General features: G+C 65.6%; 13 protein-coding genes and 1 pseudogene. 7 read left to right on the plus strand and 7 right to left on the minus strand.

Annotated features, from left to right (window positions below; translation table 11 throughout):
* Positions 1–412: 412 nt before the first annotated feature.
* Positions 413–2,185, minus strand: coding sequence for a DUF4407 domain-containing protein (locus tag ON44_RS00205; RefSeq protein ID WP_040685703.1), 1,773 nt, complete (start codon positions 2,183–2,185; stop codon positions 413–415).
* A 258-nt stretch (positions 2,186–2,443) separates the two neighbouring features.
* Between ON44_RS00205 and aroQ the strand changes: the two genes are divergently transcribed.
* The 4 genes and pseudogenes from aroQ to ON44_RS00225 all read left to right on the plus strand — a co-directional run bounded on the left by aroQ (position 2,444) and on the right by ON44_RS00225 (position 11,365).
* Positions 2,444–3,034, plus strand: a complete 591-nt coding sequence (gene aroQ / locus ON44_RS00210) for a gamma subclass chorismate mutase AroQ (RefSeq protein ID WP_157186997.1) — start codon at positions 2,444–2,446, stop codon at positions 3,032–3,034.
* Positions 3,035–3,798: 764 nt separating this feature from the next.
* Positions 3,799–8,451 carry a glutamate synthase large subunit gene (gene gltB / locus ON44_RS00215; RefSeq protein WP_040685697.1) on the plus strand — a complete coding sequence of 1,551 codons (4,653 nt, stop codon included), beginning with the start codon at positions 3,799–3,801 and terminating at the stop codon, positions 8,449–8,451.
* Between the two features lie 173 nt (positions 8,452–8,624).
* A pseudogene (locus tag ON44_RS00220) lies at positions 8,625–10,093 on the plus strand (glutamate synthase subunit beta).
* A gap of 372 nt (positions 10,094–10,465) precedes the next feature.
* Positions 10,466–11,365 (plus strand): cutinase family protein, encoded by a 900-nt coding sequence (locus ON44_RS00225; protein ID WP_083897550.1) that lies wholly within the window; start codon positions 10,466–10,468, stop codon positions 11,363–11,365.
* A gap of 88 nt (positions 11,366–11,453) precedes the next feature.
* Here ON44_RS00225 and ON44_RS00230 read toward each other — a convergent pair whose 3' ends face one another.
* Positions 11,454–11,768 carry a hypothetical protein gene (locus ON44_RS00230; protein WP_157186998.1) on the minus strand — a complete coding sequence of 105 codons (315 nt, stop codon included), beginning with the start codon at positions 11,766–11,768 and terminating at the stop codon, positions 11,454–11,456.
* A gap of 159 nt (positions 11,769–11,927) precedes the next feature.
* Positions 11,928–12,545, minus strand: coding sequence for a histidine phosphatase family protein (locus ON44_RS00235; RefSeq protein ID WP_040685706.1), 618 nt, complete (start codon positions 12,543–12,545; stop codon positions 11,928–11,930).
* Between the two features lie 78 nt (positions 12,546–12,623).
* Here ON44_RS00235 and ON44_RS00240 point away from each other — a divergent pair, with 78 nt between their 5' ends.
* A complete protein-coding gene (locus ON44_RS00240; protein ID WP_040685707.1) occupies positions 12,624–13,202 on the plus strand; it encodes a Uma2 family endonuclease in 579 nt (192 codons plus the stop codon).
* 16 nt (positions 13,203–13,218) lie between these two features.
* Here ON44_RS00240 and ON44_RS52220 read toward each other — a convergent pair whose 3' ends face one another.
* Positions 13,219–13,926, minus strand: a complete 708-nt coding sequence (locus ON44_RS52220; RefSeq protein WP_040685699.1) for a winged helix-turn-helix transcriptional regulator — start codon at positions 13,924–13,926, stop codon at positions 13,219–13,221.
* A gap of 108 nt (positions 13,927–14,034) precedes the next feature.
* Between ON44_RS52220 and ON44_RS00250 the strand changes: the two genes are divergently transcribed.
* Complete coding sequence (locus ON44_RS00250) at positions 14,035–15,549, plus strand: MFS transporter (protein ID WP_245566947.1); 1,515 nt, start codon at positions 14,035–14,037, stop codon at positions 15,547–15,549.
* Positions 15,550–15,604: 55 nt separating this feature from the next.
* Here ON44_RS00250 and ON44_RS00255 read toward each other — a convergent pair whose 3' ends face one another.
* Together ON44_RS00255 and lysX are read right to left on the minus strand one after the other, a co-directional pair.
* The gene (locus ON44_RS00255; protein ID WP_040685701.1) at positions 15,605–15,832 is read right to left on the minus strand and encodes a hypothetical protein; all 228 of its coding nucleotides are present in this window, start codon (positions 15,830–15,832) and stop codon (positions 15,605–15,607) included.
* 114 nt (positions 15,833–15,946) lie between these two features.
* Positions 15,947–19,315 carry a bifunctional lysylphosphatidylglycerol synthetase/lysine--tRNA ligase LysX gene (gene lysX / locus ON44_RS00260; protein WP_083897552.1) on the minus strand — a complete coding sequence of 1,123 codons (3,369 nt, stop codon included), beginning with the start codon at positions 19,313–19,315 and terminating at the stop codon, positions 15,947–15,949.
* A 143-nt stretch (positions 19,316–19,458) separates the two neighbouring features.
* On the opposite strand from lysX, the gene ON44_RS00265 reads away from it, so the two are divergent.
* A complete protein-coding gene (locus tag ON44_RS00265; RefSeq protein WP_040685709.1) occupies positions 19,459–19,680 on the plus strand; it encodes an RNA-binding S4 domain-containing protein in 222 nt (73 codons plus the stop codon).
* A 10-nt stretch (positions 19,681–19,690) separates the two neighbouring features.
* Here the strand turns inward: ON44_RS00265 and rraA are convergent, their stop codons facing one another.
* Positions 19,691–20,173, minus strand: a complete 483-nt coding sequence (gene rraA, locus ON44_RS00270) for a ribonuclease E activity regulator RraA (protein ID WP_040685702.1) — start codon at positions 20,171–20,173, stop codon at positions 19,691–19,693.
* Between the last annotated feature and the right edge of the window lie 312 nt (positions 20,174–20,485).

Here is a 20,485-nt window from a genome sequence, read left to right on the forward strand (position 1 = left end):
GCCTCGGACGGCGCCATCCGTCTGGCTGCGCGAATCGGCCGCTGGACCGTGGCGTCGGTTGGCGGCGGTTGTTCCCACGGGGCGCGGAGTGGCTGCGCCTAGCAGTGGGCAGCACATTGTGCGCGTCGAACAATGCGGGTGAACCAGATGTGGAAACGGTGGCTGACGTCGTGCCTCGGACGGCGCCATCTGTCAGGCCGCACGAATCGGCCGCTGGATCGTGCCGGTCAGTTGCCGGGCGGCAGTGCGACAGTTCGCGCGGGCCACGGAGCGACTTCCGCCAGCAGCAGGGCACCACATCGTGCGCGCCGAGCAACGCGGGTGTACCAGGTGTGGCTACTGAGGCTGATCCGCGGGCGTTGGGTCTCGGACGGTCTCAACTGTCAGGCCGCACGAATCGGCCGCCTGCCGGTCAGTTGGCGGGTGGCAGTTCGCGCGGGCCGCGGTGGCGGGGGAGTTCATTGCGGTGGCCGGCCGAGAGTTCGTCGTGGCGGTCGGGTTGGGGGATGCCGTAGCCCTGGGGTGTGGCGGCCGGAGGGAGGGCCGAGTAGCGAGGGTCCTGGGTGTAGTCCGCGTCGACGACGGTGGCTGCGACGCGCTGGGCGTGCCAGGACTCGGGGGTGCCGGGCAATTGGTAGCCGGGTTGCAGGGGCTGGGTCATGGCCGGGGCGTGCGAATCCTGGGAGTCGACGGTCACCTTGCGGGTGCGGCGCAGGGTGAAGGTGATCTCCTCGACCTCTTCGAATGCTTGGCGTGCGGTGCGCAGCGGGTGGGTGGCGGTGTCGATCGCATTGGCGACGAACGTGGGTACCAGGGGGCGGATGAAGCGGGCCGCGGTATCGGAGAACGGCACGGTACCGATCAGCGGAAGTTCCAGGCCGCCGCTCTTGGGCGCGGCAGGTGCGGCCGAGGCGGTATGCGGCACCACCGCGCCCGCACCGCCGGTCGGTGCGAGCGCACCCGCACTCACGGTGGCCGGAAGGTTTGGGGTCACCTCATGAGACACAGAGCTGTCCTCTCGGTCGCCAGCCGTTCCGGCTGGAAGTTCACGTCGCCCCGGGTCCGTGATGCCGATTTCCAATCCGCCGATGGCGGCGATGATGCGGGTGCGTTGACGCTCCCGATCGATGGCGGTATCGGCCTCGACGGCCAGTCGGACGGCGGTCAATTGTTGTTCGGTGCGCAGGTTTTCGGCCTCGGCCCGCACCTCGGCGCGTTTCACCGCGATGGCGGCGTCGGCGCTGCGTTCGGCGCGGTCCTGCACGGTGTGGAAGGCCAGTCGCCGATCGAGCGAGGTCTCCCCGCGCCACCACCGCATGATCAGCGGCAGCAGGGCGAGCAGGACGAAGGTGAGGATGGTCAGCACCCGCAGCAGGAATGCGCCCGCCGCACCGGTGGTGTAGTCGTTCATGGCCAGCCAGCGCGCGCCGAGGCCGCGATCGGCTTCGGCGAAGGCGGCGGAACCGGCGGTGTCGAGGGCCTCCTGGTCCTCGGTGATCCGCTGATCCAGTCCGGCCACCCGATCCTGCGCCGCGGCCAACTGCTTGCGCGCGTCGTCGAGCATCGCGTTGGCGGTCTGCGATTCGGGGCCGCGACCGGGCACACCGGTGATCCTGGTCTGCGGGCATTCCGGCGTCGGGTTGTATTCGCAGCGCGCGATCACCAGCGCGTGGTCGATATCGGCCTGCGCCTTGGTAATCGACTGGTCCAGTGCGGCGCGATCGGCCTTCGCACGCTCCAGCTCGGTCCGCGCGGTGACCACCGCAGGTGCGGAATCGACCGCACGCTGCGCCTTTTCATCGAGCAGCCGATCGATGGTGCCGCCGAAGAGCACCGTCGAGGCGAGTTCAGCGACCAGTACCCCGGCCACCACCGCGACCGCGATCCGTCCGGCGAGGCCGCGGCGATCCGGACCACCGGCGGGTCGCGCGGTCGCCAGGGCGCGGGCCACCGCACCCGCGAGCAGCGCGACGGCTAGCGCGACGAACACGATCGCGAACAGCGGCACGGTATCGGCCGTGGCAAGTGCGACCGTGCCGACGATCCCGGCCACCGCCGCAAAGAGCAGTACAACGGCGCCGCTCACGGCATAATCCGCCCGCTCATGCGGATAGTCGAGTTCGCTCCCACCCTGCTCGCGCCCGAGACCTCCACCGAGCCAGGTGAACAAGCCGGTGACTGTCATGGGATCCCACATCCTCTTCATCCCAAGTCAAAGTGGCGGCCTGCTAGCGACTGCTTGCAGGTCGCTCGAAAAACCCGCCGAAGCTGTCACTGATTCGTTGTCACAGCGTGACAGGCGCGACCGCGACACACCGAGCACGCAGCCGGGGATGTGGTCAGGCTCACAAAATTCGATATGCCGCCGGACTTGTGCGCCCGCTCACCCTTAATCTGGCAGGGATGACCGCACCGGAACGAGCCGACGAACGAGGTGTTGCGAGTGTTTTTCCGAGGCTCGGTAAGGGTTTTGGTGTGTGTGGCGGCGGCCCTGTTGATGGCCGCCCCCGATAGCCGTGCGCAAACACTCGACGACGATCCGGCTTTGGATCGCATCGTCGCTCTGGTGATCGAACGCCTGGATACCGCCGACGCCGTCGCCGCGGCCAAATGGGCGACGGCCGCGCAGAACGGCGGCCAACCCTCGATCGACGATCCGGAACGCGAAGCACAGGTATACGACGCGATGGTGCGCCTCGGCGGTGACCGCGGACTTCCGGAAAGCTGGATCCACCAGGTGTTCTACGGCCAGATCGAGGCCAACAAGATCGTCCAGCGCGGCCTGGTCGCCCGCTGGCGCTTCGATCCGGCCGCGGCGCCGAGCACGCCGCCCGACCTGGCCTCGGTGCGCCCGGTGATCGACCGGGTGAATGTGGAGATCGTCGACCAACTCGCGCTGCGCCGCGCCGCGCTCACGGGTCCGAACTGTGTCTTGCGCCTGGCACCGCCCGTTTTCGGGGTGCTCGCCTCCGGCCGCGATGCGCTGCATCAGGCGGCGCTGGTCCGTGCCGCCGCCGCGCTGTGCGGTCCCTAGATGGGTGTGCTGCAAGCCGCAAGTTGTCGGCACCGCGTGTCGCCCGACGTAAATGTGTCGTAAACCACTCGAATTTGATTGCTGGAAATGTGCTGAATCCCACATCGGCCAAAAGAGGCCGGACGGTCGGATCGGGTTGTGTGCTTGTCACACCCCTGTCGGAAATCTCTCATCCGGCCCGCCGGTCAGTTAGCCACCACGAATCGGGTTTGCCTCGAGTGAAGCAGGGGAAATCCACTTCGATGCAGGTGAGCGCCGGTTCTCGGGGTGCGAGGTGTGGCGTGGTGCGGGTCCTGGGCGCCCGTTCTCGCTGTTGGCACCCGGTGCCAAGGGGATCGATCGCACCGCGTTCGCTGCTTTACACTGGACGACGCGCACACGTGGAGGACCGTTTGAAGAAGCCCAGCTAGGCCCGGTTATTAGCACGACCTAAGTTGGTTGGGCCCCGGACCTGACTTATCGTTTGCTCTTACGCCGAATACAGAATGTTCGGCACCAGCGCCCGCTCGGGCTCGGAAATCCGGGTGTCCAAGCGTAGCGGGCGCGCACCCGTGCGGAGGTAAGGAACACGTAAGCGTTCCGTTACCGACGAGCACCCCAACGTCATCGCAGCGGGTGGACAACTGGAGACGTGACTGCACGAAGAAGACCATCAGCGCGGCTGGTTTCGCAACGTACAGGCGCAGTCTTGACGGAGGCAATCGACGAAAGGCCCCTTTCCCATAGGCCGATTCATCGAGGCCGACTTTCTTGAAGGCAGAGGCATGACGCAACTTCCTGGCCACAGGTCCCCCGGACCCATCGGGCTCTATGACCCGGCGAACGAGCACGACGCCTGCGGTGTCGCATTCGTCGTCGACATGCACGGCCGCCGCAGCCGCGACATCGTCGACAAGGCTATTACGGCTCTGTTGAACCTGGAGCACCGCGGTGCCGCAGGTGCCGAACCCAATAGTGGTGACGGCGCCGGCATCCTGATCCAGATTCCGGACCGGTTCTTCCGTGCCGTGGTCGATTTCGAGTTGCCGCCGGAGGGCTCCTACGCCACCGGTATCGCCTTCCTGCCGCAGGCCCGCCGCGAGGCGACCAAGGCCGCCTACGGCCTGGAGCGCATCGTCGAATCAGAGGGCCTCGCCGTGCTCGGCTGGCGCGAGGTGCCCACCGACGAGTCCACCCTTGGTGCGCTGGCCCGCGACGCCATGCCGACCTTCCGCCAGATCTTCATCGGCTCGCCGAAGGGTTCGGCCGAACAGCTGTCGGGCATGGACCTGGAGCGCCGGGCCTACGTCGTACGCAAGCGCGTCGAGCACGAACTGGGCAAGGCCGGTGCGGGCGAGGGCGCGGTCGGCAAGGAATCGGTGTACTTCCCGAGCCTGTCCGGTCAGACCTTCGTCTACAAGGGCATGTTCACCACCCCGCAGCTGCGCGCGTTCTACCTGGACCTGCAGGACGGCCGGGTGGAGTCCGCGCTCGGCATCGTGCACTCCCGGTTCTCCACCAACACCTTCCCGTCGTGGCCGCTGGCGCATCCGTTCCGCCGGGTCGCGCACAACGGTGAAATCAACACCGTCACCGGTAACGAGAACTGGATGCGCGCGCGCGAGGCGCTGTTGCGCTCGGATGTCTTCGGCATCGACGAAGCGGGCAACAACCGCCTGCAGAAGATCTTCCCCGTCTGTACCCCGGGGGCGAGCGATACCGCGCGCTTCGACGAGGTGCTGGAACTGCTGCACCTCGGCGGCCGCAGCTTGCCCCATGCGGTGCTGATGATGATTCCCGAGGCCTGGGAACGCAACGAGAACATGGACCCGCAGCGGCGGGCGTTCTACCGCTACCACTCGATGCTGATGGAGCCGTGGGACGGCCCGGCATCGGTGTGCTTCTCCGACGGCACCGTGGTCGGCGCCGTCCTCGACCGCAACGGCCTGCGCCCCAGCCGCATCTGGGTCACCGATGACGGTCTGGTCGTCATGGCCTCCGAGGTCGGTGTCCTCGACATCGATCCGGCCAAGGTGGTCCAGAAGGTCCGGCTGCAGCCGGGCCGCATGTTCCTGGTCGACACCTCGCAGGGCCGCATCGTCGGCGATGAGGAGCTCAAGAGCCAGCTGGCCGCCGAGCACCCGTACCAGGAATGGCTCGACGCCGGTGTGACCAAGCTGGCCGATCTGCCCGATCGCCCGCATGAGCACATGTCGCACGATCGCGTGCTGATCCGTCAGCAGATCTTCGGATACACCAATGAAGAGCTGAACCTGCTGATCTCGCCGATGGCCAAGACCGGCGGTGAGGCGCTCGGCTCGATGGGCACCGACACCCCGATCGCGGTGCTGTCCTCGCGCCCCCGACTGCTCTTCGACTACTTCTCCCAGTTGTTCGCGCAGGTGACCAACCCGCCGCTGGACGCGATCCGCGAAGAAGTGGTGACCAGCCTGCGCCGGGCCCTCGGCCCGGAGGCCGATCTGCTGCATCCGGGACCGGAGTCCTGCCATCAGATCACCATCCCGCAGCCGATTCTGGACAACGACGAGCTGGCCAAGCTCATCCACATCAACGACGACGGCTCGCATCCGGAGCTGCGCTCGGTGGTCGTGCACGGTCTGTACCCGGTGAAGAAGGGTGGCAAGGGCCTGCGCAAGGCGCTCGAGGCCATCAACACCCAGGTCTCGGCCGCCATCGAGGGCGGTGCCCGGATCATCGTGCTGTCCGACCGCGAGTCCAATGAGAAGCTGGCGCCGATTCCGTCGCTGCTGCTGACCGCGTCGGTGCACCACCACCTGGTGCGCGAGCGCACCCGCACCATGGTCGGCTTGGTCGTCGAGGCCGGTGACGCCCGCGAGGTACACCACATGGCCATGCTGGTCGGCTTCGGCGCGGCCGCGATCAACCCGTACATGGCCTTCGAGACCATCGAGGATCTGCTCGAGCGCGGCGGGCTCCAGATGCCCGGCAGCACCGGCGATCTGCCCGCCGACTACCGCAAGGCGGTCGCGAACTACAACAAGGCCGCGAGCAAGGGCGTGCTGAAGGTGATGTCCAAGATGGGCATCTCCACCATCGCCTCCTACACCGGCGCACAGCTGTTCCAGGTGATCGGCCTGTCGCAGGAGCTGGTGGACGAGTACTTCACCGGCCTGCGTTCGCATCTGGACGGCATCGGCCTGGACGAGATCGCCGCCGATGTGGCGGCCCGGCACACCGTGGCGTTCCTGGAGAACCGCAACGAGCGCGCGCACCGCGAGCTCGAGGTTGGCGGTGAATACCAGTGGCGGCGTGAGGGTGAGTACCACCTGTTCAACCCGGACACCGTCTTCAAGCTGCAGCACGCCACCCGCAGCGGTCAGTACTCGATCTTCAAGGAGTACACCAAGCTGGTCGACGATCAGTCCGAGCGGCTGGCCTCGCTGCGCGGCCTGTTCAAGTTCAAGACCGGTGAGCGCAAGCCGATTTCGATCGACGACGTCGAACCGGCCAGCGCCATCGTCAAGCGGTTCTCCACCGGTGCGATGAGCTACGGCTCCATCTCCTCCGAGGCGCACGAGACCCTCGCGATCGCGATGAACCGCCTCGGCGGGCGCTCGAATTCCGGTGAGGGCGGCGAACATCCGGCCCGCTTCGAGGTCGAGGAGAACGGCGACTGGCGGCGTTCGGCGATCAAGCAGGTCGCCTCGGGTCGCTTCGGTGTCACCGCGCACTACCTGACCAACTGCACCGATATCCAGATCAAGATGGCGCAGGGCGCCAAGCCCGGTGAGGGCGGTCAGCTGCCCGCGCACAAGGTGTACCCGTGGGTCGCCGAGGTGCGGCACTCGACACCGGGCGTCGGCCTGATCTCGCCGCCGCCGCACCACGACATCTACTCGATCGAGGATCTGGCGCAGCTGATCCACGACCTGAAGAACGCGAACCCGCAGGCGCGGATTCACGTGAAACTTGTTGCGGAGCCCGGCGTCGGCACAGTTGCGGCCGGTGTATCGAAGGCGCACGCGGATGTGGTGCTCATCTCCGGCCACGACGGTGGTACCGGCGCCTCGCCGCTGACCTCGCTCAAGCATGCGGGCGGTCCCTGGGAGCTCGGCCTGGCCGAGACCCAGCAGACGTTGCTGCTCAACGGACTTCGCGACCGCATCGTCGTGCAGGTCGACGGCCAGATGAAGACCGGGCGCGACGTGATGATCGCCGCACTGCTCGGCGCCGAGGAATTCGGTTTCGCCACTGCGCCTTTGGTGGTTTCGGGCTGCATCATGATGCGGGTCTGCCACCTCGACACCTGCCCCGTCGGTGTCGCGACGCAGAACCCGGTGCTGCGCGAACGCTTCACCGGCAAGCCGGAATTCGTCGAGAACTTCATGCTGTTCATCGCCGAAGAGGTACGGGAACTGCTGGCGGAGTTGGGCTTCCGCACCCTGGACGAGGCCATCGGCCGGGTCGACATGCTCGACACCTCCGAGGCCAAGGCGCACTGGAAGGCCAGCAAGCTGGACCTGTCGCCGATCCTCGACGATGTCGAGACGGCATTCATGCGCCAGGACCGGTACTGCACCAAGACTCAGGACCACGGCCTGGACCGGGCGCTGGACGTGCAGTTGATCGCGCAGAGCGCCGATGCGCTCGAGCGCGGTCAGGCGGTGAAGTTCGAAACCAAGATCACGAACGTGAACCGCACCGTCGGCACCATGCTCGGCCACGAGGTGACCAAGCTCTACGGTGGCGCGGGCCTGCCCGATGACACCATCGACATCACCTTCACCGGTTCCGCGGGCAACAGCTTCGGCGCCTTCGTACCCGCGGGCATCACGCTGCGGGTGCAGGGTGACGCGAACGACTATGTGGGCAAGGGTCTTTCCGGCGGCCACCTGATCGTGCGCCCGTCGCTGAACGCACCGGCCGACTTCATCGCCGAGCAGAACATCATCGCGGGCAACGTGATCCTGTTCGGTGCCACCAACGGTCAGGCGTTCATCAACGGTGTGGTCGGCGAGCGGTTCGCCGTGCGCAACTCGGGCGCCACCGCGGTGGTCGAGGGCGTCGGTGACCACGGCTGTGAGTACATGACCGGTGGTCGGGTGGTCATCCTCGGTGAGACCGGCCGCAACTTCGGCGCCGGTATGTCCGGCGGTGTCGCCTTCGTCTACGACCCGAACGGCACCTTCGAGGCAAAGCTCAACCCGGAGCAGGCCGACGCGGTCGAGCAGCTCGCCGGTGACGATTTCACCTGGCTGCGCGACATCATCACCCAGCACCGCGATCAGACGGGTTCGGCTGTCGCCGAACGCATTCTGAGCGACTGGTCCCAGCAGGTGAACCACTTCGTGAAGGTTATGCCGCGCGAATACAAGAAGGTTTTGCTCGCGATTTCCGAGGCCGAGAAAAACGGCACGGATGTCGACGAGGCGATTATGGAGGCGGCACGTGGCTGACCAGAGAGTTCTAAAGATGTCGACGAGGTGCTGTGACTATTCAAGGCGGCACGTGGCTGACCAGAGAGTTCTAAAGATGTCGACGAGGTGCTGTGACTATTCAAGGCGGCACGTGGCTGACCAGAAAGTTTTAGAGATGTCGACGAGGCGCTGTGACTATTCGGGGGCGGCACGTGGCTGACCCGCAAGGATTTCTGAAGCACACTAAACGGGAACTGCCGACGCGTCGTCCGGTTCCGCTGCGCCTGCTGGACTGGAAAGAGGTCTACGAGCCGGGTTTCTCGCACCAGACCCTGCAGACCCAGGCCAGCCGGTGTATGGACTGCGGTATTCCGTTCTGTCACAACGGCTGTCCGCTGGGCAACCTCATCCCGGAGTGGAACGACCTGGTTCACAAGGGCCAGTGGCGTGAGGGTATCGACCGGCTGCACGCGACCAACAACTTCCCGGAGTTCACCGGGCGGCTGTGCCCGGCGCCGTGCGAGGCGTCCTGTGTCCTCGGCATCAACCAGGATCCGGTGACGATCAAGCAGGTCGAGGTCGAGCTCATCGAGAACGCCTTCGACGAGGGCTGGGTGACCCCGATCTACCCGACCCGCCTCACCGGCAAGAAGGTCGCCGTGGTCGGTTCCGGCCCGGCCGGTCTGGCCGCCGCACAGCAGCTGACCAGGGCCGGTCACACCGTGACGGTCTTCGAGCGCGCCGACCGCATCGGTGGTCTGCTGCGCTACGGCATCCCGGAATTCAAGATGGAGAAGCGCTTCATCGACCGCCGACTCGCGCAGATGGAGGCCGAGGGCACCATCTTCAAGACCGGGGTGAACGTCGGTGTCGACATCACCGCCGCGCAGCTGCGCGAGCGGTACGACGCGATCGTGCTGGCCGGTGGCGCCACCTGGCACGTGACCTGCCGATCCCGGGCCGGGATCTGGACGGCATCCATCAGGCGATGGAATTCCTGCCGTGGTCCAACCGGGTGCAGCTCGGCGACGATGTCACCGACGAGAACGGCCTGCCGCCGATCCACGCGAAGGACAAGAAGGTCGTCATCATCGGTGGCGGTGACACCGGCGCGGACTGCCTGGGCACATCGCACCGTCAGGGCGCGGCCAGCATCCACCAGTTCGAGATCATGCCGCGGCCGCCGGAGGAGCGCGCCTCCTCCACCCCGTGGCCGACCTACCCGCTCATGTACCGGGTCTCCTCGGCACACGAGGAGGGCGGCGAACGCGTGTTCTCGGTGAACACCGAGCGTTTCGTCGGCAAGGACGGCAAGGTCACCGCGCTCGAGGCGCACGAGGTCAAGATGGTCAACGGTCGCTTCGAGAAGGTCGAGGGCACCGACTTCACTCTCGAGGCCGATCTGGTGCTGCTCGCCATGGGCTTCACCGGACCCGAGAAGCCGGGCCTGCTCGAAGGTCTCGGAGTCGGCTACGACCAGCGCGGCAATGTCCAGCGCGATAAGAACTGGGCGACCAATATCCCGGGCGTTTTCGTCGCCGGTGATATGGGCCGCGGCCAGTCGCTGATCGTCTGGGCCATCGCTGAGGGCCGTGCCGCCGCGTCTGCGGTCGACAAATTCCTCGAGGGCGAGACCGCGCTGCCCGCGCCGATCCCGCCGACGGCAGTCGCGCAACGTTAGAACCTCTCTTACCGGAGCGGAAAGGGCGCCTGTGGATTTCGATCCACAGGCGCCCTTATTCGTTTGCCGTGCGTACGTATTCGATCTTGGTGAGAACGCGGAAGGTCGCTGAGCGGAACCGTTGCGGTATGCGCGGTGACGGGAATCGGACACGGTAACGAGTTGGAATGGCGCTGGTTGCGGTGTTGCCTTATTGTGATCTGCGGCGTGGTGCGTGATCTTGGGATGTGGGTTGCGACGTGCCTGTCATGCCAGTGGGTTGCTCTCGTTGGCTCGATATGCACTGCACCAACATCCGCCGAGGTCAGCACGGTTGGCGAAAGACTGTCGGAGCTAGCTCTCGCAAGGGGCGATGTTTTGAACTGGAGCGGTATGCGGTTGAAGAAGGTGGCCGCCGCACTCGGTGCGTGCGCGGCGGTAGCATCCGGCGTAGTCCTTGGTAGCGGTTCGGTAACGGCCGATCCGGGCTGCCCGAGTCTCTATGTTGTTGCGATTCCAGGTACTTGGGAGACCGGCAAGGACAAGACGCCGCAGCCCGGCATGCTGTCCGGGGTCACCAATAATCTGCCTCGGTCGGTGGACGTCGATTACGTGACATATGCCGCGACCGCATTCCCGTGGGAAGGCGACGTCTACGGCGCGTCCAAGAAGGAAGCGACCGATCGCGCCCGTGGCCTGGCCACCGCGATGGCGCAAAGCTGTGGCGGCACCAGGATCGCGATCGTCGGCTACAGCCAGGGTGCGGATGCGGCAGGCGACCTCGCCGCCGAAATCGGCACCGGCCTGAGCCCGATTCCGGCGGACCGGATCGCGGGTGTCGGCCTGATCTCCGATCCGCGCCGCTCGCCCACCGACATCCAGGTCGGACCGGTCGCGCCGGGCGCGGGCGCCGGCGGCGCTCGGGTCGGCGGCTTCGGCTGGCTCAGCGATCGAACCCGCAGCATCTGCGCGCTCGACGATCTCTACTGCGCCACCGCCACCGACGATTTCGTGACCCGGTTCGCCGGCTTCCTCGCGCAGACCTCCGAGGCGAATCCGGCCAACCTCTGGCGCTACCAGCTCGAGGCGGGCGCCATCATGAACGACCTGATGAACTTCGGTGGCATCCCGACGCTGCAGTCGCAGCTCACCGAATCCGCCAACCAGCAGCGGGCGAAGGATCTGGAGCGGTTCTACAACTCGCACGCGCATACGCTCTACGGCAGCTACCCGGTGGGCGGCGGTCAGACCGCCATCTCCTGGATGCACAACTGGATCGCGGGCATGGCCTGATTCAGAGGCGATAGTCCCAGACAAAAGCGCAGGCCACCCCTTCCTCATGGAGGGGTGGCCTGCGCTTTTGCTGAACGACCTGGACTGGTTAGCCAGCCGATCCGGTCGACGGCAGGGCCGGTACACCCGGCAGCAGCGGCGGCTGTCCGGGGCCATTGTGCCAATCACCGGGGCCGGGACCGTCATGGTCGCCGCGGCCGTCCCAGTCACCATGATGGTGGTGGTTGATTTCGGTGCCTTGCAACGGAATCTGGTCCGATACTGTCTGAACCGTCGGCACGGACGAATCGGCCGTGGCCGCGGATGCGGTGACCGCGAGCGCGCTCAGCGGAATTGCGGCCAACGCGCCTGCGATCGCAACGCGAGCGAAACCACGCCTGAAGGTCGATGTCTTGGTGAGCAAAACGGATTCCTTTCCTCGGACGATGAGTCGCTGGTTGGTTCGAGCGACCTTTGAGTAGTCGCTGCGGCGGCTCACCGGTCCAATACAAGGCTCCGTCACTGGGATTGGGGTGCGATCTATCTGCCAGTCGGCTGTGAACGCCAAGTCTGTGAAAAACCGTCAGGATTGCTGTGAAATATTGCGCGGCAACAAATCCCAGACGTGGCCGTTCTCGTTGATGGTCGCCGCGGTGCGGCGGCCACTGCGGGAGAACAGGATCCGGGTGATCGAGCAATAGTCGATCGGGAAGGTGAGCGGCCGGGCCAGGCCGAGCACGTCCTGCAGGAGCACATTGATCACCCCGCCGTGCGCGAAGACGACGACCGTATCCGCGGGATCGGTGTACGCGGCGATCGAAGTAATGGCATCGCGGACCCGGGTGATGAACGCGGGCGCGTCGATCTGTTCGGGCAGATGTCCGGACTTGATCCGCTCGTAGACGGCCGCGAATTCGACCTTGGCATCCTCGATCGGAATATAGGAGGGCAGGTCGCGATCGTATTCGGCCAGATCGTCGATCACATCCACCGGCAGCCCGAGCTTCGCCGCGGTCGGCTCGGCCGTCTCCCGCGCCCGCCGCTGTGGACTGCTCACGATCCGGCTGATCCGATGCTGCCCCAACGCCGCAGGCACTCGTTCGGCCTGCTCGACCCCGACCGGCGCCAATTCGGGATCGGCGGGCCCACCGGAGGTATCTACCCGCAACGGCTGAGCATGACGAACGAGTATCAACTGCACCCCGCCCACTCTGCCGTATGATCGGTGTCCATTCGCACTAGGGGGAGTTAGCGACGTATGGGTGCCATACTCGAAGTCATGACCGTCGAACCGTTTCCGCAGTGGCTGCGCCCGCCGCCGGGCGGTTTCGTCGCCGAGGATCTGGACCGCCTGCCCGACCTGCCCCCGCATACCGAGTTGATCGACGGGAGTCTTGTCTTCGTGAGCCCGCAGGCGAAGTTCCACATGCTGGTTATCACCTTGCTGGATTCGGCCCTGCGCCACCTGGCGCCCGCACATTTGCGGGTGCGGCGGGAAATGACTGTCACGTTGGGACGTGATCAGCGTCCGGAGCCGGACATCGTTGTGGTTCGTGCTGATCGCGATGGCGGCCACGAACTGACGACATATCAGGCTGATGATGTCGTACTCGCGGTGGAGGTTGTATCCGTCGAATCGCGTACTCGCGATCGGGAACGCAAACCCCAGCTGTACGCGCAGGCTGGCATCACGCACTTTTGGCGCATCGAGAATGTCGACGGCCGTCCTGTGGTCTACGTCTATGAACTCGACCCCGCCACAAAGGCATACGCGCTCACCGGAATCCATCATGAGCGACTGAAGTTGAGCGTGCCGTTCGACATCGATATCGATCTCACCGACATCGATCGACTTTGAGCACTCGACCTCATGGTCAGGTCGTCGGAGTTCCCTTGCACTCCGCCGGGAGTTCGAAGAAGTCGATGAAGTTTTCGGCGGCGGGGAGGTCGCCGGATATCTTCGCCTCGCCGGTGGCGATGGTGTCGGCCAAAGGGTGGCCGTCGAAGACTATGGCGACGAAGGCGGGGACGGTCGTGTGGATGGTGGTGGCCGCGCGACCGGTGGCGCCGCGGGCGATGGTGAAGGTGCCCTCGGCGACGATCGCGTGGAATTCGTCTGTGCCGGAATCGGATCCGGTGAAGTACAGGTCGTAGTCGGCGTGCACGCCCGCGGCGGATTCGGGCTTGAAGAAGGTACGCAGAGTGACCACCAGGGAGTCGGTGGATACCTCGGAGCAGCGGTAGCTGTTGGGGGAGCGGGCGCCCCAGCGGTTGAGCGCCATGATCACCGAATCGAGTTCGCGACCCCAATCGGTGAGGTCGTAGACGGCGGCGCCGACCGGCGGCGGCAGCTTGCGCTTGTGCACGACGCCGATCTGGACGAGTTCCTCGAGTCGCTGCGAGAGCACATTGGGACTGATGCCGGGTAGTCCGGCGCGCAGATCGGTGAAGCGCTTGGGGCCGAGGAGTAGTTCGCGTACCACGAGCAAGGTCCAGCGCTCGCCGACGAGGTCGAGCGCGCGGGCGGCACCGCAGGCGTCGTGGTAGCTGCGCTTGGCGCGCTGCTCCGGGGCAACAGTCATGAGCTACAGCATATCAGTCGATTCTTCAACTGAATTAATTAGTTGTCTTTTAGGACTAACCACTGCTAGCGTGCCACAGTAACGATCTTCGGGTGGAAGGCGTCTGTGGTGACGGAAGCAAAAGAACGACATAGACAGGTGGGGGACGCCCCGGCCGGTTCGGACAGCAAGCGCTGGCTCGCCCTCTATGTGTTGTGCGGCGGCATGCTGATGATCGTGCTCGATGCGACGATCGTGAATGTCGCGCTCGCGGATATCCAGACCGACCTCGGCTTTACCCCATCGGGTCTGGCCTGGGTGGTGAACGGATATCTGATCTCCTTCGGCGGCCTGCTCATGCTGGCCGGCCGACTCGGTGACCTCATCGGTCGCCGCACCATGTTCCTGTCCGGTCTGGCGGTCTTCACCCTGGCCTCGGCGCTGTGTGGTGCGGCCGTCAACGAGGTGACCCTCATCGCGGCCCGCTTCCTTCAGGGCATCGGTGGCGCAATGACCTCGGCGGTCATCCTCGGCATGATCTTCGCGATGTTCCCGGATCCGCGCGAGCAGGCCAAGGCGATCGGTCGCTACGCCTTCGTCGCGTCGGCCGGTGGTGCGATCGGCCTGCTGCTCGGCGGTTTTCTGACCGCCCTGGACTGGCGGCTGATCTTCCTGGTCAACCTGCCGATCGGCATTGCGGTCGGCCTCGGCGCGCTGAAGATCCTGGACAAGGACAAGGGCGCCGGGCTGAAGGACGGCGCGGATGTGCCCGGCGCCGTGCTGATCACGGCGGCGCTGATGCTCGGCGTCTACACGATCGTCAAGCCGGCGGCGGAATACGGCTGGACCGATCCGGTGACGCTCGGGCTCGGCGCGGCCGCGCTGGTGCTGCTCGCCGGATTCATCGCGCGGGAGGCGACGGCGTCCACCCCGCTGATGCCGCTGAAGATCTTCCGCTCACGGAATCTGTCCGGCGCCAATGTGATCCAGGTGCTGACCGTGGCAGGCATGTTCGGCATGTTCTTCATGGGTTCGCTCTACCTGAAGCAGGTGCTCGGCTATTCGCCGATCCAGCTCGGCACGGCCTTCTTCCCGGTCGCGGCGATCATGGGTCTGCTGTCGGTGCGCTACTCCGAACATCTGGTGATGCGCTTCGGCGCCCGCAAGGTGCTGATTCCCGGTCTGCTGCTGATCCTCGTCGCCCTGGTCTGGCTGACCCAGGCGCCGGTGGACGGCAACTACTGGATCGACATCTTCGGTCCGATGGTGCTGTTCGGCACCGGTGCGGGTCTGGCCTTCCCGTCGCTGATGAATCTGGCGATGTCGGGGGTCGAGCCGCAGGAGGCCGGGCTGGCCTCAGGTCTGGCCAACACCACCATGCAGGTCGGTGGCGCGCTCGGTCTGGCGGTGCTGGCCACACTGTCGGCGAGCAAGACCGAACATCTGTTGAAGGATGGTGTCGCCGCAAACGTGGCGCTCACCAACGGATTCCACCTGGCGTTCTGGATCGGCGCCGCACTGGTGGTCGCCGCACTGGTCGCGGCGGTGGTGGTGCTGAAGTCGGTGCCGGCGCAGCCGCACGACGAACTCGATGACGAGCTGTTGCTCGAGGCCGAGGTGGCCTCCGAGCGCACCGCCATCTAGTCCGAAATACCGAAACGGCCCGGTTCGCGATGCGAGCCGGGCCGTTCTCGTGGATTTACTGCTGCTTCTTGCGCTGGGTCAGCAGGTAGATGCCGCCGACGATCAGAGCGACGACGACCAGGCAGCAGATGCCGCCGATGATCAGCCCGCTGCTGCTCTTCTTCTTTTTCTTGGCCGCGAACTCCATCGTCGACGCCAACGTGTCCGAGCTGGTCCAGGTGTCCGCGCTTGCCCACACCTGCGGGTCCAGCAGAGCGGAGTTGGTCAGCAGGTCAAGGTACATATGCATCCCCAGTGTCGAAGGTAACGGCCTCCTCCCGGGGCCGAATCATCAAGGCTACCGGGCGATTACCGAATGGGAAACTTTCTCCGGTTGCAATATTTCATAGTGAGATCCTCACCGCGGCTTCACCAATGGGAAGGGCAGCGTCTCGCGGATGCTGCGTCCGGTGATCAACATGACGATGCGGTCAACTCCCATGCCCAAACCGCCGGTCGGCGGCATCGCATGTTCGAGCGCCTGCAGGAAGTCCTCGTCCAGCTCCATCGCTTCCGGATCGCCGTTGGCCGCGAGCATCGACTGTTCGGTGAGCCTGCGTCGCTGTTCGATCGGATCGGTGAGTTCGCTGTAGGCCGTACCCAATTCGACGCCCCAGGCGACCAGATCCCAGCGCTCGGTCACGCCGGGGATGCTGCGGTGCGCGCGGGTCAGCGGGGAGACCGAGGTGGGGAAGTCGATGTAGAAAGTCGGCTGCTCCGTATGGGATTCGACCAGATGCTCGTACATTTCCTGCACGACCTGCCCGGCATCCCAGCCGTGCTGATAGGGCACCTCCGCCTTATCGCAGAGTTCGCGCAGCTCGTCGAGTGTGGTCTGCGAGGTGATCTTGGTGCCGAGTGCCTCCGATACCGCGCCGTGCACGGTCTTCACCGTCCACTCCCCGGAGATGTCCACCTCTTCGAAGGAGCCGTCCGGTTTGGGTCGCAGTGCCACCATCGAACCATTGGCGGCCTGTGCGGCGTTCTGGATGAGCTGGCGGGCCAGCTGCATCATCCGCTCGTAATCGGCATGTGCCTCATAGGCTTCCAGGCTGGTGAACTCCGGATTGTGGCTGAAGTCCACACCCTCGTTGCGGAAATTGCGCCCGATTTCGAAGACCTTCTCCATACCGCCGACGCATAGCCGCTTGAGATACAGCTCGGGCGCGATCCGCAGATACAGATCCAGATCGTAGGCATTGATATGGGTGAGGAACGGTGTCGCGTTGGCCCCGCCGTGCACCTTCTGCAGGATCGGGGTCTCCACCTCGAGATATCCCCAGGCGTTCAATGAATCCCGCAGCGAGCGCACCACCGCGGTCCGCTTGCTCAGCACCTCGCGGACCTCGGGATTGATCGCCATATCGACGTAACGCTGACGCACCCTGGCCTCGGGATCGGCCAAGCCCTTCCACTTGTCCGGCAGCGGATGCAGGCATTTGCCGATCATCCGCCAGTCCGCTGCCAGCAGCGAGAGTTCGCCGCGCCGACTTTGCCCGATCTGGCCGCTGACCTCGATGAGGTCGCCGAGGTCGAAGAACTCGCCGAATTCGGCGCTGCGTTCGACGCCGACCCGATCGCGGTCGATGACCAGCTGTATATCGTCGGTCCAGTCCCGGACCACCGCGAAGATCACACCGCCGTAATCGCGGATGCGCAGCAGCCGGCCGCAGACCCGCACCGTGGTTCCGCGCGGTGAACGACGCGCTGCCGCAACGGTATGCGTCGGGGGATAGGCGACCGGATAGGCGTCGACGCCGGCGGACGCGAGCCGGTCGAGTTTGTCCATGCGCACCCGCACCTGCTCCGGGCGGCGGGGAAGCTGTTCCACACCGACGTTGTCCGGCAGATCCGGCGGACTGCCGTCGGCGTGCAGTCCGGTGATGCCCGTGGGTACCGCACTGTGCAGACCGGTGTGGGTGATGGTCTCGGGTTCCTTGCCGAAGCGCGGTAGGAAGCCCTCGGCGAGCGCACTGGCGATGGCAACCCGCGGTAGTTGCCTGCGCTCCTCGAACAGGAAGAACCGGGGCACCCAGTGCGGCTGATACTTCACATTCGACCGGTACAGCGCCTCCAACTGCCACCAGCGCGAAAAGAACAGCAGCACACCGCGCCACAGCCGCAGCACGGGTCCGGCGCCGATGCGTCCGCCCTCTTCGAAGACGGAGCGGAATACCGCGAAGTTCAGCGAAACCTTGGTGATGCCATGCTGTTCGGAGGTCAGCGCGAGCTGGGAGATCATCAGCTCCATGACACCGTTGGGGCCGTGTGGATCTCGACGCATCAGTTCGAGTGACGCACCGGTGCGTCCCCACGGCACCAGCGACAGCATGCCGAGCACCCGCTCCTTGGGTTCGGATGAGCCAGCCGAAGGCTGTGTGGTGGGCTGGTGGGTGGGCTCGATCGCCTCGACCAGCAGGCAGTCGCCGTCCAGCCGGTCGCCGAGGCGGCCGAGCGCCATGGAGAAGCCGCGCTCGGTTTCGGTATCGCGCCAGGCATCGGCACGGGTGATCACCTGCCGGAATTCCTCGGCCGGAATATCGCGATGGCGGCGGATTCGCACGGTGATCCCGTGTTTGCGCAACCGATTCGCGGCCTGGCGGACCTGCTTCATCTCCGGGCCCGCGAGCGAGAAGGTCCTGGTGTCGAGTATGGCCTCGTCACCGAGGCGCAGCGCCGAAAGTCCGGCCCGCCGGTACGCCGTCGCACCGAGTTCGCTCGCGCCCATGACCGCTGGGGCCCAACCGAATTGGTCGGCCAACTGCAGCCACGCATCGATCGCCTGTGGCCAGGCCTCGCGAATACCGATCGGATCACCACTGGCGAGGCAGACACCCAATTCGACGCGATAGGTCAGCGCCGCCTTGCCACTCGGCGCGAACACCACCGCTTTATCGCGCCGAGTCGCGAAGTAGCCGAGCGAATCTTCGACGTCGGCGCGCTCCAGCAGCCCGCGGATCGCGGATTCGTCGGTGCCGGTCATCGCATTGCCCGCACGTTGCGAACGCAGCAGGATGACCACCGCGGCCAGCAGCGCGATGGCGCCGAAGAGGCCGAGCAGGAAGTTGACGAACGGGCGCGGATGGCCGTCGAAATGTTCGTTGTCCACCAGCACCGCGGCCGTCACCCGATAGACCGACCACAGCGGCCGTTGCACGCCGCGGGGCAGCGAACCGGGGAACAGCTCCACCAGACCCCAACCGAGCAGACAGCCGATGGCGAGACCGCCGGCCAGGACGCCCAACGCCTTCCAGCCCGCCCCCCGGCGCACCTTTGTGTAGAACTCCCGCCACGACGCGAGCAGCACTCCGATCGCGGCGAGCTGCACCACCGCGGCCACCAGCGCGTGCATATTGCCCTCGTCGGCGAATTCGAGCACATTCGCCAGCGCGTAGAGCGCGATATAGCCGAGCAGCAACCACCAGGCGATTCGCTTGCGGCTGGCTGTCGCCCCCGCGAGCAGACCGACCACCAGCGCCCACACGAGGCTGGTATCCGGTGCGTCGAAGTAGTACAGGTCGATGTAGCGACGCGGTACGTGCGTCAGATATCGCAGTCCGGGCGAGAGGCTCCACAGGAAGCAGAGCACGGCGAACACGCCAAGGAGCAGCCCCGCGATATGCGGGACCTCGCGCAGCCGTCCGTGTCCGCGATGCGGAACCGGTGGTGCCGATCTTTCCGAGGGTGCTTCGGTGTCGATGTGTTGCCCGGCGTGCGTGGTTGTCACAGCACCAGTGTGTACGTTGCCGCGGTAGTGGTGCTCGAAGGCCACCCGGGCATGTCGGTTATCGGAGCGTCAGCCATGTGTGTCGGTCGCTTGCGCGGGGGTTGGATTTCCGGTTCGACGGCGACGGAGTAAGGATGTATCCCATGTCCGATGCAGTCGATGTGCCGATCGATGACGACGTCATTCGACTCGGCCAGTTCCTCAAGCTGGCCAATCTGATCGATTCCGGATCGGAGGCGAAGACCGTGATCGCCGCAGGTCTGGTACGGGTGAACGAGGAGGTGGAACTGCGTCGCGGACGGCAATTGCATGTCGGCGACATTGTGGCCATCGCCGGTCACCGGGCCAGGGTGGCGGCGGTCTAGTCGCTCGGTCTCAAGCACGGACCACGACGCCGTCGTGGTCGCTGTAGAGCATATGGCCGGGCACGAAGGTGACACCGCCGAATTCGACCGGGACATCGCGCTCGCCCGAGCCGGTCTGGGTGCTCTTGCGCGGGTTGGTGCCCAGTGCCTTGATGCCGATATCGAGCGTGCGCAGGATGGCCGAGTCGCGCACCGCACCGTTGACGATGACGCCGGACCAGCCGTTGGCCACACCGCGTCCGGCGATGATGTCGCCGACCAATGCGGTGTGCACGCTGGCGCCGCCGTCGACGACGAGCACGCCGCCGTTGCCCGGCCCGCCCAGTGTTTGCTTGACCATCAGGTTGTCCTGGAAGCAGCGGATCGTCGTGATGCGCCCGGAGAACTCCGCACGCCCGCCGAACTGGATGAACTGCGTATCGCAGCTACGGATGTCGGGGCCGATCTCGTCGGCGAGGTCCGCGGTGGCAATGGTGTTCTGCGATTCGGTCACAGTGCTATCTTGCAGCGCCTTCGGCGCTGCGTGTTCGCGGCCCCCTGGTGTCTCGCGTCCGATCCTTTCGAGCGAGTCGCTAGCGGTGCCGTCGAGACTCGCGCCTGCGGCGCATGCGCTTCGACGGCTCGTACGCGAGACGGGCCGCGAACGGTCGCTCGTAAGACTCGCTCCGTGGTGGTCGAGCGAGTGCCGATCGTTAGCGTTGACCGAGACGTGCCATGCAAACGGTGCCGCTAGCGGTGTCCGTAATGCATCTCGTACTTGATCCGCTCGGTTTCGCGCATCTTGTTGTGGTTGATCCACCCCTGG

It is taken from the genome of Nocardia vinacea NBRC 16497 (genome assembly GCF_000308835.1).
Taxonomy (GTDB): Bacteria; Actinomycetota; Actinomycetes; order Mycobacteriales; family Mycobacteriaceae; genus Nocardia; species Nocardia vinacea.

Coding starts and splice junctions, on each gene's coding strand:
- ON44_RS00265 (WP_040685709.1), top strand. CDS start 19,459: ATGTCCGATGCAGTCGATGTGCCGATCGATGACGACGTCATTCGACTC.
- ON44_RS00240 (WP_040685707.1), top strand. CDS start 12,624: ATGACCGTCGAACCGTTTCCGCAGTGGCTGCGCCCGCCGCCGGGCGGT.
- gltB (WP_040685697.1), top strand. CDS start 3,799: ATGACGCAACTTCCTGGCCACAGGTCCCCCGGACCCATCGGGCTCTAT.
- ON44_RS00225 (WP_083897550.1), top strand. CDS start 10,466: ATGCGGTTGAAGAAGGTGGCCGCCGCACTCGGTGCGTGCGCGGCGGTA.
- ON44_RS00205 (WP_040685703.1), bottom strand. CDS start 2,185: ATGACAGTCACCGGCTTGTTCACCTGGCTCGGTGGAGGTCTCGGGCGC.
- ON44_RS00255 (WP_040685701.1), bottom strand. CDS start 15,832: ATGTACCTTGACCTGCTGACCAACTCCGCTCTGCTGGACCCGCAGGTG.
- ON44_RS52220 (WP_040685699.1), bottom strand. CDS start 13,926: ATGACTGTTGCCCCGGAGCAGCGCGCCAAGCGCAGCTACCACGACGCC.